The following is a 13,746-nucleotide window of genomic DNA, read 5'->3' on the forward strand; positions in this document are numbered from 1 at the left end:
GGAGGTTCGTCATGGCCAACCCGTCCGCAGCCGCCGCCCGCCGGCGCCGCGCCACCGGCCCTGCCCCCTCACTGACCGGCCCGGCGAGCGATGTGCACCCCGTGCTCCGCCGGGCCACGGCCCCGCCCGCCGCCCTCGACCTGCTCGCCCAGGCCCGCACCGGGCTGGACGAGGCCGCCGTCCTGGAGACGCCGAACGAGCGCTATGCGACGGCCCACCTCGCCGCCCTGCGCACCGCCGCCGCCGTGCTCGCCGCCCGAGGCCGCCCCGAGACCTCGCCCCGCCGCCGCACCCGGATCCGCAGTGCCTGGGAAGTGCTGCCCGAGATCGCCCCGGAACTGACCGAGTGGAGCGCGCTGTTCGCCTCCGGCGCCGCCCGCCGTGCCCGCGCCGAGGCCGGCATCCAGGGCGCGGCGAGCCACCGGGACGCCGACGACCTGATACGGGACGTGGCGATGTTCCTGCGCATCGTCGAGCGGATGCTCGTCCTCCAGCCGCTCCTGCCCCAACCCCGCCAGGACCCCGGAGAACCGGACGGCCCGAGAGCGCGCGGTGACCTTCCGGACGCGGGCTGACCACCGGAAGTCCGGCGGGCGAGACGAGCCCCGTCCGACCCGCCTGCGGTGACCGCCGAAGCGGCGGAGGCAATAGGGTGGAGCCGCCTGAAGCCTTCCAGCCCTGCCGAGGAGTCAACCGCCGTGTCGGATCCGATGCGCCCGCCCGCCTCCCACCAGCACCCGCACCCGGCGTCGCTGCGCTCCGACACGCCCCGCTCCCGCGCCTCCCTGCGGACCGCTGTCGTCTGGGAGGTCCTCCAGGACGCCCTCGACCGCCGGGTCAAGGCCACGGGGCGGGAGGCGCTGGACGTCCTCGACACCGGAGGCGGCAGCGGCAACTTCGCGGTGCCCGTCGCCCGGCTCGGCCACCGCGTCACCGTCGTCGACCCCAGCCCCAACGCGCTGTTCGCCCTGGAGCGCCGGGCCGCCGAAGCCGGCGTCGCCGAGCGGGTCCAGGGCGTCCAGGGCGATGCGCACGGCCTGTTCGACGTGGTCGAGCGCGGGGGCTACGACGCCGTGCTGTGCCATGGCGTCCTGGAGTACGTGGACGACCCGGCCGAGGGCGTCCGCAACGCCGTCGCCGCACTGCGCTCCGAGGGCTTCCTCAGCCTGCTCGCGGCCGGACTCGGCGGCGCCGTGCTGGCCCGCGCCCTCGCCGGGCACTTCACGGAGGCCCGGCAGGCGCTGCAGGACCCCGAGGGCCGCTGGGGCTCCGGGGACCCGATGCCGCGCCGGTTCACCGCCGAGCAGCTCACCGCGCTCGTCGAGGGCGCGGGCCTGAGGGTCGGCGCCGTGCACGGCGTGCGGGTCTTCGCCGACCTGGTGCCCGGCGTCCTCGTCGACACCGAGCCCGGTGCGCTCGATGCCCTCCTCAAGCTGGAGTGCGCGGCGGCCGAGCTGCCGGCCTTCCACTCCGTCGCCACCCAGCTGCATGTGCTCGGTGAGACGCCGGGTGCCGCCGAGGCCTGAGCCGACCGCCGTGACCCGCCGCTGATCAGGGCCTTGGCGGCGGATGGAGTACGCCACAAGCCCCCCGATCGAGGGGTTTGCGCCGTATGATCGAGGTACACCACCCGGCATGACGGGTCGGCCGCCGGGGAATGGAAGTCTCAGCGGCCGGGACGGCCATGACGGACTCCGGTTGGCCAATTGGCGTAGAGGGGCGGGTTTCACGGGGGCGATTCCCTGCCTATCCTGAAGGGACCCCCCGGGTCGCCCCGGCGACTGCACGATGAGGAGGACTCCGTGCCGCTCTCGGAGCACGAGCAGCGCATGCTCGAGCAGATGGAGCGAGCGCTGTACGCCGAAGATCCCAAGTTCGCGTCGGCGCTTGAGGGAAACGGGCTGCGGACGTACACCCGGCGGCGGGTCTACCAGGCGGTGGCGGGCTTCCTCGTCGGTATCGCGCTCCTCATGGCCGGCATGGTCGCGCAGCTGATCTGGGTCAGCGTGGTGGGTTTCCTCGTCATGCTGGGCTGCGCCGTACTCGCGGTGACCGGCTGGCGCAAGGCGCCCAAGCCGGGTGAGCAGCAGCAGGCGGGAGCCGTCCGCCGCCAGGCGCGGCCGAAGCGCTCCATGATGGACCGGATCGAGGAGCGCTGGCAGCGCCGCCGGGACGGGCAGGGCCAGTAGTCGTACGGCGGCTTCGGGGAGCGAACCGGACGACGCCGACGGACAAGACTCGACGTGTGAGGGGCGGCCACCAGCGGTGGCCGCCCCTCACACGTGCTCTCAGCCCTGCTGTTGCGCCGGCCTGCGCAGGCCGGACCTGGCCCCCGTCAGCCGGGCCGTGAGCGTTGCCCAGCCGGCCGACACCGCCCACAGCACCCGCACCGACGAACGGGGCAGGAACAGCGCGCGCAGCCGCGTGCCGGTGCTCACTGTGCCACGCAGCCCTGCGATCGCCCGGCGCACGTCCTCCGCCGCCCCCGCCGCCGGACGCGGCCGGGGCGCGTAGAGCGCCTGCTCCACCGCGTCGGCGAGTCGGTGCACCGAGGCAGCGGCCGCCGGATCAAGTCGGCCGAGCTCCGCGATCCGGGCGGCCGCCCGGCGCGGGGTCAGCGACTCGTCGGGCCCGATGCCGTGGTCCCAGGCGCTGTCCGTCAACTCCTGCCAGGCCGCCAGGGTGTGCGCGACCGCGCCCTCCTCGGTCCGGGCGTGCCCGCCGAGCCGCACCGAGCGCACCCGCAGCCGCCACAGCAACGGCGACAGCGGAATCGCCAGGACCACCAGCGCGGCCAGGCCGATCAGCAGATACCACCACGGGCCCGCGCCACCGCCGCCGCTGTGCGGGGCCGCCGCCGCGGACGCGGTGTCGCACCCCTGCAACCTGGCCAGGTCGGGCGTGCAGCTCTGGCTCTGCGAGGCCGCCGCCGAGGGCGCCGCGGACGCCTCGTGCGACGGCAGGTCCGGGTTGGGCAGCGAGGTGCCGGGCGTGTCCGACTCGGTGTACGACGGCATGGTGCCGCGGGTCGGGGTCGGCTCGAAGCGGGTCCAGCCCACACCCTCGAAGTACAGCTCGGGCCACGCGTGCGCGTCCTTCTGGTTCACCGTGACCGTGCCATCGGCCTGCGGGGTGCCGGGTGCGAAGCCCACCGCGACCCGGGCCGGGATGCCGAGGGTGCGGGCCATCGCCGCCATGGCGAAGGAGAAGTGGACGCAGAAGCCCTCCTTCTTCTTCAGGAAGGTCGCGATGGCGTTCGGACCGCGGCCGACCTCCACCTGGGTGTCGTACTGGAAGCCACCCGAGACGGCGAAGTAGTCCTGGAGCTTGACCGCCTGCTCGTAGTGGCTGCGGGCACCCGCCGTGATCTCCCTGGCGGTCGTGGCCACCACCTTGGGCAGCGAGGACGGCACCTTGGTGTACTCGCGCTCCAGGGCGGGGGGCGGCTCCGGCGCCGTGGACAGTTGCTCGGCGGTCGGCTGCACGTCCAGGCTGGTCACCTGGTAGGTCTCGCCCCGCGTGGTCTGGCCGTGGTCGCCGACGAGGGTCATGCCGACCGGCTCGTACCGCCAGCGGCCGTCGGCCTTCACCCCGCTCGGCGGGTACGGCATCGGCAGCCAGTCCTGGGCGTACCAGTCCGCCGCCGAGATCGTCGTCGTCACCGTGGCGCGCTTGACGTCCCCGCCGAGGCCGATGGGGGTGGGGAACCGGTCCGGTACGCCGACGATGTGCCGCTGGGCCGGCTTCCAGGTGGTGCCGTCGAAGTCGTCCAGGGACACTATCCGCAGATACAGGTCCGAGATGTCGGTCGAGCTGGTCCTCAGGGACAGCACCTGGCGGTCGGTGTTCGTGTTCAGGCTGTCGCGCAGGGACACCAGCGGGTTGACCGCGGAGATCGTGCCGCCGTTGCCGTTGCCCGCTCCCACGCCCGTGCCGGCGGCGCCCAGCAGGCCCCCCTGCATCGCGGGCAGGGCGAGCGGCACCACCAGGGCCGCGCCGAGCGCGAGTGCGCCGATCCGCCGCCCGGTGCGCACCGGGGCTACCGCGTCGCTCTCCGCGGAACCCGGAGCACGGGGCGCGCCGCCGAAGACCCGGCCCCACTGCGCCAACCGGTCCCGGCCCTCCGCGAGCAGCAGCATCAGATAGCCGGCCGCCGCCACCAGGAACCACAGCCAGTCGGCCCCGCCGCCGGACAGCCCGGCGGCCACCGAGTACAGCGCGAGCAGCGGCAGCCCGGCCGGGGCCGCGCTGCGGAAGGTCACCGCGAGCGTGTCCACCAGCAGACCGATCAGCAGCACCCCGCCGATCAGCATCAGCCGGATGCCGTCGGTCAGCGGCGCCGGTATCGCGTACTCGCTGACATCGGTCGAACCCTGTCGGAGCAGGTCGCCGAAGTGCCGGAAGGCATCCGGGCCCGGCAGCAGCCCGACGATCGCGTGCTCCCGGGCGAAGACCAGGGTCAGCAGCACCAGGGTGACCAGCACCTGCGCCGTCACGGTGAGCGGCCGGCCCAGCGGCACCCGGCGGGCCGCCGCGCCCACCCCGGTCTGCACGGCCAGCAGCGGGAGGAGCTGCAACAGCCAGGTCGGCGCGGCCACCAGGGGCAGCAGCGCGCAGGATGCCATCAGCGTGGCCGCCGCCGCGCACAGTGCCAGGCGTGCCCGCGCGCTCATCGCGCCGCCTCCCCGCTCATCGCGGCCAGGCCCGAGCGCTCCCGGTCCGCCTGCTGCCACAGTGCGTCCAGCGCGCCGCCGCGCGGCACGCTCAGCGCGGTCCAGCCGGCCTCGCGCAGGATGCGCAGCCGCTCGGCGTGCGGGTCGCCCGGCCGGGGCACGTCGGTCGCCTCCCGGGTCCACGTGTCCGGGTCCAGCACGAAGGCGACGGCACCGCCACTGCGCCGGCTCATCTTGGCGACCGTCGCCGCCTGCTCCTCGTCCAGGTCCCCCAGGAAGGCGATCAGCAGGCCCTCGTTGCCGCCGCGCAGCACGTCGTACGCGTGGGACAGGCCCGTGCCGTCGGAGTGGTCGATCACCGCGAGGGTGTCCATCATCAGGCCGGCCGCCTCCGCGGTCTCCTGGCCGGTGCCCGCGAACCCGTCGGCACTCGCACCCGGCACCGTGCTGCCACTGTCCGTCAACAGTCTTACGGAGAATCCTCGTTCGAGCATGTGCACCAGCACGGAGGCGGCACCGGAGACGGCCCACTCGAAGGCCGAGTCAGGGCCCGCGCCCTCGTAGGCGCCGCCCCGGGTGTCCAGCAGGACCGTGCACCGGGAACGCCGGGGCTGCTCCTCGCGGCGCACCATCAGCTCGCCGTAGCGCGCGGTGGACCGCCAGTGCACCCGGCGCAGATCGTCGCCGTGGCGGTAGCCGCGCGGGATCACGTCGTCCTCGCCGGCCAGAGCCAGCGAGCGCTGCCGCCCGTCGCCGTACCCCTTGGCCTCGCCGCTGAAGCGGACCGGGGCGAGCGGCTCCACGCGCGGGATCACCGTGAGGGTGTCGAACGTCGAGAAGGAACGGGTGAGTTCGCACATCCCGAACGGGTCCGTCAGCCGCAGCTGCAGCGGGCCCAGCGGATAGCGGCCGCGCAGATCGGAGCGGACCCGGTAGGACACCTCGCGGCGGCCGCCCGGCTCCACCCGGTCCAGCACGAACCGGGGACGCGGCCCGAGGACGTACGGCACCCGGTCCTGGAGCATCAGCAGACCGGTGGGCAGTCGCGAGACGTTGTCCATCCGCAGATGCACCCGGGCCTCGCTGCCGGCCGGCACGCGCGCGGGGGAGAGCCGGCGGGTGCCGGTCACCCGGTAGCGCGTGCGGTACACCACGGTCGCGCAGATCAGGGGCAGTGCGGCGAGCAGCAGGCCGACCCGCAGCAGATCTCGCTGGCCGAGGACGTACGCGCAGATCGCCGCGGCGATCCCGGCCGCCAGGAAGGAGCGGCCACGGGTGGTCAGGCCCGCGAGGGCCGTACGCACGCCGCCCGCGTCCCCGCGGTCGGCCTCCGCCTGCCCGGTCCCCCCGGCGCCCATCACAGACCCCGCGGGGGCTGCTGGGGATACGCCGGAGCGCCCCGCCCGAGCCCGCCGAAGCCGCTCTGCCGGCCCGGCGCGGAGGGCACCGGTGTCTGCTGGAGGATCTCCTGCACGACCTGTTCGGCCGTACGCCGGTTCAGCTGGGCCTGGGCGGTGGGCAGCAGGCGGTGCGCGAGGACGGCGACGGCGAGCGCCTGCACGTCGTCCGGCAGCGCGTACTCCCGGCCGGCCAGGGCCGCGGACGCCTTCGCCGCGCGCAGCAGGTGCAGCGTCGCGCGCGGCGAGGCGCCGAGTCTGAGGTCGGGGTGCGTGCGCGTCGCGGCGACCAGTTCCACCGCGTACCGCCGGACCGGCTCGGCGACGTGCACACCGCGCACCGCGTCGATCAGCTTCACGATGTCGTGGGCGTGCGCCACCGGCTGCAGGTCCTCCAGCGGGCTCACCGCGCCATGGACGTCGAGCATCTGCAGCTCGGCCTCGACGCTCGGATAGCCCACGGAGACACGGGCCATGAAGCGGTCGCGCTGGGCCTCGGGCAGCGGGTAGGTGCCCTCCATCTCGACCGGGTTCTGCGTGGCCACCACCATGAACGGGCTGGGCAGTTCGTACGTCTGCCCGTCGATCGTGACCTGGCGCTCCTCCATCGACTCCAGCAGCGCCGACTGGGTCTTGGGCGACGCGCGGTTGATCTCGTCGCCGATCACGATCTGCGCGAAGACGGCGCCCGGTTTGAACTCGAAGTCCCGGCGCTGCTGGTCCCAGATGGACACCCCGGTGATGTCCGAGGGCAGCAGGTCGGGTGTGAACTGGATCCGCCGCACCGAGCAGTCGATGGACCGCGCCAGCGCCTTGGCCAGCATCGTCTTGCCCACGCCGGGGACGTCCTCGATCAGCAGGTGGCCCTCGGCGAGCAGCACGGTCAGTGCGAGCCGTACGACCTCGGGCTTCCCCTCGATCACGCCCTCCACCGAACCGCGCACCCGCTCCACCGTGGCGGTCAAGTCAGTGAGGCTCGCTCGATCGTCATAGGTCGTCACCCGGCCCTCCTCGGCCCGTTCTGTCCGGGCCGACGCTATGCGATGCGAAACCGGCCCACCCCGAAACACGGACACCACGCGGGAAAAGTTCCGCGTGACGCCACACCCCGCATTCTTGCCGCCGTTACCGATTCGTGTCACTCGCCTGTGGACAACTGCCCGCACGAGGTCGGTGTTACGTCTTTTTCGATCCCGGTTTCGATACGGGGTGCGGCGGGATGCCTTCGGGGCGGCCGGTGCGCCCCGGTCAGGCCGGGTCGACCTCGCGCAGCAGACCCGTGCGCACGTCGAACACGAAACCGCGCACGTCGTCCGTGTGCAGCAGGAACGGCGAGGTGCGCACGCGCTGCATGGACTGGCGGACGTCCTGGTCGACGTCCCGGAAGGCCTCCACCGCCCAGGCCGGCCGCTGGCCGACCTCCATCTCCAGGTCGTGCCGGAAGTCCTCGGTGATGGTCTCCATGCCGCAGCCGGTGTGGTGGATGAGGACCACGCTGCGGGTACCGAGCGCGCGCTGGCTGATGGTCAGGGAGCGGATCACGTCGTCGGTGACCACGCCGCCCGCGTTGCGGATGGTGTGGCAGTCGCCGAGCTGCAGGCCGAGCGCCTTGTGCAGGTCGAGGCGGGCGTCCATGCAGGCCACGATCGCGACCTCGAGCACGGGACGGGCGTCCATGCCCGGGTCGGTGAACTCGGCGGCGTACGCCCGGTTCGACTCGACCAGGCGGTCCGTGACGGTACCGCCGTCGGTTATGGCGCCTTCGGATCCAGTGGGCACTGCTGCGGAAGTCGTCATACTCATGACGTTACTGGTCACGGCCGGTCCCGTCTCCCGGGGAGAGCGGGACAAAAAACGTCATCGCGGCGTGTTGTGAGCTAACCCACAGGGAGGGCAAACCTGCTCCGGGCGGGTGAATCCCGTCGCATCCGGGCTTCCGCCGCGATGCGGCGGGCGACGCGCAGGCCGGTTGATTGACCGCGAGACAGGGTGGACTAAAGTGACGCGAAGCGGGAGACGTGGCTCTCCCTGCTGGTGAAACCCCCGGAGACCCCGGCTCGCCCCCGGACCGTCTCCCCACGTGCGCGGCGCGTACGTACGGCTCGGCCTCCTCCCGCTCCCGGTCCGGCTGACGCTTCCGGCGCCGGCAGGCCCGACCCTTCACGAGCTCGCGGGGGCCCGGCGGTGCGTGCGGCCCGCGCCGGAGATGAGAGGCCCCCTTGAGCCAGAGTCGACACGTCCCGGTGATGCTCCAGCGGTGCCTGGACCTGCTGGCGCCCGCCCTGGAGCGGCCGGGGGCGGTGGTCGTCGACTGCACCCTCGGTCTCGGTGGGCACAGCGAGGCACTGCTGGCCCGGTTCCCCGAGGCCCGGCTGATCGGTCTCGACCGGGACAAGGAGGCACTGCGCCTGTCCGGCGAGCGGCTGGCGCCCCACGGCGAGCGCGCCACCCTCGTGCACGCCGTCTACGACGAGTTGCCCGACGTCCTGCGAAAGCTGCGCGTCGCGCGCGTGCAGGGCGTTCTGTTCGACCTCGGGGTCTCCTCGATGCAGTTGGACGAGGCCGACCGCGGCTTCGCCTACGCCCAGGACGCGCCCCTGGACATGCGGATGGACCAGACGACCGGCATCAGCGCCGCCGAGGTCCTGAACACCTACCCGGCGGGCGAACTCGTGCGGATCCTGCGCGCGTACGGCGAGGAGAAGCAGGCGAAGCGGATCGTGGCCGCGATCGTGCGGGAGCGCGAGAAGGAGCCGTTCACCACCAGCGCGCGGCTGGTGGAGCTGATCCGTGACGCCCTGCCGCAGGCCGCCAAACGCACCGGCGGCAACCCGGCCAAGCGCACCTTCCAGGCGCTGCGCATCGAGGTCAACGGCGAACTGTCCGTCCTGGAGCGGGCGATCCCGGCCGCGGTGAAGGCCCTGGACGTCGGCGGCCGCATCGCCGTGCTGTCGTACCACTCGCTGGAGGACCGCCTGGTCAAGCAGGTCTTCGCGGCCGGTGCGGCCTCCACCGCACCCCCCGGCCTCCCGGTCGTGCCGGAGCGTTACCAGCCGCGGCTCAAGCTGCTCACCCGGGGTGCCGAACTTCCCACCGAGGAAGAGGTCGCCGAGAACCGCCGCGCCGCCCCGGCCAGGCTGCGCGGCGCCGAACGCATCAGGGAGGACGCCGAGTGACCGAGACGGGCCGGTTGGATTCCCGAACCGATGGGGGGAACCACGGGGACTCCCCGCCGCACCGTGGCACCTGCGAGGGTTCCCGGGCCGGCCGGGAGGGGCCGGGGGATCTCCCCGGTCACCTCGCACGCCAGGAGGAGTCGCCGATTCGTCCGGGGCACCGCCGGGACCGCCGGCCGCTCCGGGGAACCGGGGTGAATTCCCGGCCCCGTCGGGGGCACCGTCAGCGCTTCCGGACCCGTCGGGGGAGCCGTGCGTAGGAAACCCCAGCTGAAGGGGCGGGCCGCCCGGCTCGCGCGGCTCTTGCCGGCCGGCCGGCCCAGGGCCGCCCGTACCCCGTTCGTGCTGCTCGTCGTCCTGCTCCTCGGCGGTGGCCTGATCGGGCTGCTGATGCTCAACTCCGCGCTCAGTGAAGGCTCCTTCAGACTCGCCGACCTGCAGAAGCAGACGAAGAACCTCACCGACGAGGAACAGGCGCTCCAGCGGGACATCGACGCCTACTCGTCCCCCGACGCCCTCCAGCGCCGCGCCCGCGAACTCGGCATGGTCCCCGGCGGCGACCCGGTCTTCCTCGGCTCCGACGGCAAGGTCAGGGGCATCCCGAGCCCCGCCGCCCCCGAGGCCGCCGCCCTCACCGACCCGGTCGCCCCCGAGGTCCTGACCCCGGCCCCCGGCCCCTCCGCGCCCCCGGCCACGCCCGACGCCGCCGTCACACCGCCCCAGGCCCGGCCCCGAGCCACCCGGACCCCCACTCCCTCGGTCTCCGCCGCGGCCGTACCCCCGCTCCGCTCCCAGCCCACCCCCACCCCGACCCCCGGCAGGTGACCGAAGTGTCCGACAGGGAACCGCCGCGCCGGCGTGTGCCCGGGCCCGCCGGGCCACCGCGGCCGAGGAGTGCCGCACGGCGGCAGCCCGTGCCCGGTGCGCGTCCGGCCCGGCGCCCGAGCGCGGCCCGGCCGTCCGTGCCCGCGTCCCGGCTCCGGCTCGGCAGCCCCCGGCCCCGGCTGCGCATGGTCAGCCTCACGCTCACCCTGGTTCTGATCGCCTTCGTCGTACGACTGCTCCAGGTGCAGGCCGTCGACGCCGGTGCGTACGCCGCCCGGGCCGAGCAGAACCGGTATGTCGTGCACACGCTGGCCGCCGAGCGCGGCGGGATCACCGACCGCAACGGCGTCGCCCTCGCCATCAGCGAGGACGCGTACGACATCACGGCCGATCCGACGATGTTCAGCAGGAAACAGCTGAAGATCGACGACGGCCCCGAGCAGGCCGCCGCGCTGCTCTCGCCGATCCTCGGGCAGAGCCGGGCCGCCCTCGTGAGGAAGCTGCGGCCCAAGAACCCCCACTCCCGCTACGCCCGGCTCGCCACCCGGCAGACCCCGCAGGTCTGGCAGCAGATCAAGGACCTGAAGACCGCCCTCGCCGGCAGGGCCGAGACCGACAAGAACGCCGTCAACGTGCTCGCCGGCGTCTTCGCCGACCCCAGCAGCCAGCGCGTGTATCCGAACGGCGACCTCGCCGCCGGGATACTGGGCTGGGTCAACGCCGACGGCAAGGGCGGCGGCGGCATCGAGCAGGAACTGGACAAGCAGCTCTCGGGGAAGGACGGCAAGATCCGTTACGCCCAGTCGGGCGGCCGCGAGGTGCCGACCGCGGGCTCCAACGAGACGCCCGCCGTGCCCGGGTCCGACGTCGAGCTGACCATCGACCGCGACATCCAGTGGGCCGCGCAGAACGCCATCGCCGAGCAGGTGAAGAAGTCCAAGGCCGACCGCGGTTACGTCATCGTCCAGGACACCCGCACCGGCCAGGTCCTGGCCATGGCCGACGCGCCCGGCTTCGACCCCAACGACCTGTCGAAGGCCGACAGCGCCGCCCTCGGCAACGCGGCCCTCCAGGACGCCTACGAGCCCGGCTCCACCGCCAAGGTGATGTCCATGGCGGCCGTGCTGGAGGAGAACGCGGCGACGCCGCTCACCCATGTCGTCGTACCCAACCGGTTGCACCGCGGCGACCGGCTGTTCTCCGACGACGTCGACCACGGCACCTGGTACCTCACGCTGAACGGCGTCCTCGCCAAGTCGAGCAACATCGGCACCATCCTGGCCACCGGCCAGCTCGGCAGGACGCAGTCCGAGGCCGACAAGGTCCTCTACTCGTACCTGCGCAAGTTCGGCATCGGCAGCTACACCGGGCTCGGCTTCCCCGGCGAGACCCCGGGCATCCTCGCGCCGTACCAGAAGTGGTCCACCTCGCAGCAGTACACGATTCCCTTCGGCCAGGGTTTCTCCCTCAACGCGATGCAGGCCGCCTCCGTGTACTCGACCATCGCCAACGGGGGGGTGCGGATCCAGCCGACGCTGGTGCGTGCCACCAAGGGGCCCGACGGGCGCTTCATGCCCGCTCCCAAGCCCAAGGAGACGCGGGTGATCAGCGAGAAGACCGCCAAGGCCCTGGCGCAGATGCTGGAGTCCGTGGTGGACGACGAGCAGGGCACCGGCATCAAGGCGCGCATCCCCGGCTACAACGTCGCCGGCAAGACCGGCACGGCCAACCGCGTGGATCCGGCCACCGGACGGTACCGCGGCTACACGTCGTCGTTCGCCGGATTCGCGCCCGCCGACAACCCGCGGATCACCGTCTACTGCGCCATCCAGAACGCCACCTCGGGCAGCTACTTCGGCGGCCAGATCTGCGGCCCCATCTACAAGCAGGTGATGGAGTTCGCCCTCAAGACCCTCCAGGTGCCGCCGACCGGCGCGCCGGCCGCGGACCTGCCCGTCGACTACAAGCCCTGATCAGCACCGGAACACCAGGAACGAGTCCGTGACGACGATCACCCCGGAACCCGGGAACCAAGGCGCCCGCAGCCCCTCGCTTCGCTCCGGACGGGGTACGCCCGGTACGCTCACCGCCGTGCCACACGCTGATCAGTCCCAAAACACCCAGAAGGGCGCTTCCGTGACATATCCGGGACCGCCGCGACCGGTCGAGGTCTCCGCCACACCCCTCGCGGAACTGGCCGATCAGCTGGGTGCCGCCGCTTCGCAGGCCGCCGCCGAGGTCACGGGGATCACCCACGACTCGCGCGCCGTACGCCCCGGCGACCTGTACGCCGCCCTCCCGGGCGCGCGCCTGCACGGCGCCGACTTCGTCACCCAGGCCGCCGGGCTCGGCGCGGCCGCCGTGCTGACCGACCCGACGGGCGCCGAGCGCGCCGCCGCGACCGGACTGCCGGTCCTGGTCGTCGACGACCCGCGCGCGCGGATGGGCGAGCTGGCGGCGACCATCTACGGCCACCCGGGCCGTGACCTGCTCCAGATCGGTATCACCGGCACCTCCGGCAAGACCACCACCGCCTACCTCGTCGAGGGCGGCCTCAGGACCGCGAAGTCCACCGGTCTCGTCGGCACGGTCGAGATGCGCATCGGCGACGAGCGCATCAAGTCCGAGCGCACCACCCCCGAGGCCACCGACCTGCAGGCCCTGTTCGCCGTCATGCGCGAGCGCGGCGTCGAGGCGGTCGCCATGGAGGTCTCCAGCCACGCCCTGGTCCTCGGCCGGGTCGACGGCTGTGTCTTCGACATCGCCGTGTTCACCAACCTCAGCCCGGAACACATGGAGTTCCACTCCGACATGGAGGACTACTTCCGGGCCAAGGCGCAGCTGTTCACGTCGCAACGCAGCAAACTCGGTGTGGTCAACGCCGACGACGAGTACGGCCGCCGTCTGGTCCGGGAGGCCACCGTGCCGGTCGTCACCTTCTCCGCCGAGGGCCACCCCGACGCCGACTGGCGCGCCGAGCACGTCCAGGTCGGCCCCATGGACTCGACGTTCACCGTGCTCGGCCCGAACGGCGAGCGGATCCACGCCAAGTCGCCGCTGCCGGGCCCCTTCAACGTGGCGAACACCCTCGCCGCCGTCGTCGCCCTCGCCGCCGCCGGTCTGGACCCGCAGACCGCCGCCGACGGCATCGCCGCCGTCCCGGGCGTCCCCGGTCGGCTCGAGCGCGTCGACGCCGGGCAGCCCTACCTCGCGGTCGTCGACTACGCCCACAAGACCGACGCCGTCGAGTCCGTGCTCAAGGCGCTGCGCAAAGTCACCAAGGGCCGCCTGCACGTCGTCCTCGGCTGCGGCGGCGACCGCGACCGGACCAAGCGGGCCCCGATGGGCGCCGCCGTGGCGCGGCTCGCGGACACGGCCGTACTGACCTCCGACAACCCCCGCTCCGAGGACCCGCTCGCGATCCTCGCGACCATGCTCCAGGGCGCCGCCGCCGTGCCCGCGCACGAGCGCGGCGAGGTGCTCCTTTTCGAGGACCGGGCCGCCGCGATCGCCGCCGCCGTGGGGCGTGCCCGGGCCGGTGACACCGTCCTGGTCGCGGGCAAGGGCCACGAGCAGGGCCAGGACATCGCCGGCGTGGTCCGTCCCTTCGACGACCGCCAGGTGCTCCGCGAAGCCATCCAGAAGACCCAGGGATGAAAATCCCGAAGATCCAGG

11 protein-coding genes are annotated in these 13,746 nt (G+C 73.2%); 7 read left to right on the plus strand and 4 right to left on the minus strand.

Translation table 11 applies throughout. The features are described 5' to 3' along the window. Positions 1 to 11: 11 nt before the first annotated feature. From AC5WRT_RS09380 to AC5WRT_RS09390, 3 genes are all read left to right on the plus strand, one after another. On the plus strand, positions 12 to 575 hold the full coding sequence (locus tag AC5WRT_RS09380; protein ID WP_496092491.1) for an SAV_6107 family HEPN domain-containing protein: 564 nt from the start codon (positions 12 to 14) through the stop codon (positions 573 to 575). A 123-nt stretch (positions 576 to 698) separates the two neighbouring features. Next, complete coding sequence (locus AC5WRT_RS09385; protein ID WP_496100114.1) at positions 699 to 1,526, plus strand: methyltransferase; 828 nt, start codon at positions 699 to 701, stop codon at positions 1,524 to 1,526. 276 nt (positions 1,527 to 1,802) lie between these two features. Further along, complete coding sequence (locus AC5WRT_RS09390) at positions 1,803 to 2,189, plus strand: SCO2097 family morphological protein (protein WP_496100115.1); 387 nt, start codon at positions 1,803 to 1,805, stop codon at positions 2,187 to 2,189. 99 nt (positions 2,190 to 2,288) lie between these two features. Here AC5WRT_RS09390 and AC5WRT_RS09395 read toward each other — a convergent pair whose 3' ends face one another. From AC5WRT_RS09395 to AC5WRT_RS09410, 4 genes are all read right to left on the minus strand, one after another. Then, positions 2,289 to 4,673 carry a transglutaminase TgpA family protein gene (locus AC5WRT_RS09395; RefSeq protein ID WP_496092494.1) on the minus strand — a complete coding sequence of 795 codons (2,385 nt, stop codon included), beginning with the start codon at positions 4,671 to 4,673 and terminating at the stop codon, positions 2,289 to 2,291. Further along, a complete protein-coding gene (locus tag AC5WRT_RS09400) occupies positions 4,670 to 6,031 on the minus strand; it encodes a DUF58 domain-containing protein (protein ID WP_496092495.1) in 1,362 nt (453 codons plus the stop codon). The genes AC5WRT_RS09395 and AC5WRT_RS09400 overlap by 4 nt, the downstream gene beginning before the upstream one ends. Beyond that, positions 6,031 to 7,071, minus strand: coding sequence for an AAA family ATPase (locus AC5WRT_RS09405; RefSeq protein WP_496092496.1), 1,041 nt, complete (start codon positions 7,069 to 7,071; stop codon positions 6,031 to 6,033). The genes AC5WRT_RS09400 and AC5WRT_RS09405 overlap by 1 nt, the downstream gene beginning before the upstream one ends. Before the next feature lie 247 nt (positions 7,072 to 7,318). Then, a complete protein-coding gene (locus tag AC5WRT_RS09410) occupies positions 7,319 to 7,867 on the minus strand; it encodes a beta-class carbonic anhydrase (RefSeq protein ID WP_496092497.1) in 549 nt (182 codons plus the stop codon). 422 nt (positions 7,868 to 8,289) lie between these two features. Between AC5WRT_RS09410 and rsmH the strand changes: the two genes are divergently transcribed. The 4 genes from rsmH (at position 8,290) to AC5WRT_RS09430 (ending at position 13,728) form a co-directional block, all read left to right on the plus strand. Next, positions 8,290 to 9,246, plus strand: a complete 957-nt coding sequence (gene rsmH, locus AC5WRT_RS09415; RefSeq protein ID WP_496092498.1) for a 16S rRNA (cytosine(1402)-N(4))-methyltransferase RsmH — start codon at positions 8,290 to 8,292, stop codon at positions 9,244 to 9,246. A 252-nt stretch (positions 9,247 to 9,498) separates the two neighbouring features. Then, entirely contained in the window at positions 9,499 to 10,071 is a 573-nt protein-coding gene (gene ftsL, locus AC5WRT_RS09420) for a cell division protein FtsL (protein WP_496092499.1), read from the plus strand. A 5-nt stretch (positions 10,072 to 10,076) separates the two neighbouring features. Then, positions 10,077 to 12,044, plus strand: a complete 1,968-nt coding sequence (locus AC5WRT_RS09425) for a peptidoglycan D,D-transpeptidase FtsI family protein (protein WP_496092500.1) — start codon at positions 10,077 to 10,079, stop codon at positions 12,042 to 12,044. A gap of 163 nt (positions 12,045 to 12,207) precedes the next feature. After that, a complete protein-coding gene (locus AC5WRT_RS09430; RefSeq protein ID WP_496092501.1) occupies positions 12,208 to 13,728 on the plus strand; it encodes a UDP-N-acetylmuramoyl-L-alanyl-D-glutamate--2,6-diaminopimelate ligase in 1,521 nt (506 codons plus the stop codon). Positions 13,729 to 13,746: the final 18 nt, after the last annotated feature.

This window comes from Streptomyces sp. NTD91, assembly GCF_059510455.1.

Coding starts and splice junctions, on each gene's coding strand:
- AC5WRT_RS09380 (WP_496092491.1), top strand. CDS start 12: ATGGCCAACCCGTCCGCAGCCGCCGCCCGCCGGCGCCGCGCCACCGGC.
- AC5WRT_RS09395 (WP_496092494.1), bottom strand. CDS start 4,673: ATGAGCGCGCGGGCACGCCTGGCACTGTGCGCGGCGGCGGCCACGCTG.
- AC5WRT_RS09400 (WP_496092495.1), bottom strand. CDS start 6,031: ATGGGCGCCGGGGGGACCGGGCAGGCGGAGGCCGACCGCGGGGACGCG.
- AC5WRT_RS09410 (WP_496092497.1), bottom strand. CDS start 7,867: ATGACGACTTCCGCAGCAGTGCCCACTGGATCCGAAGGCGCCATAACC.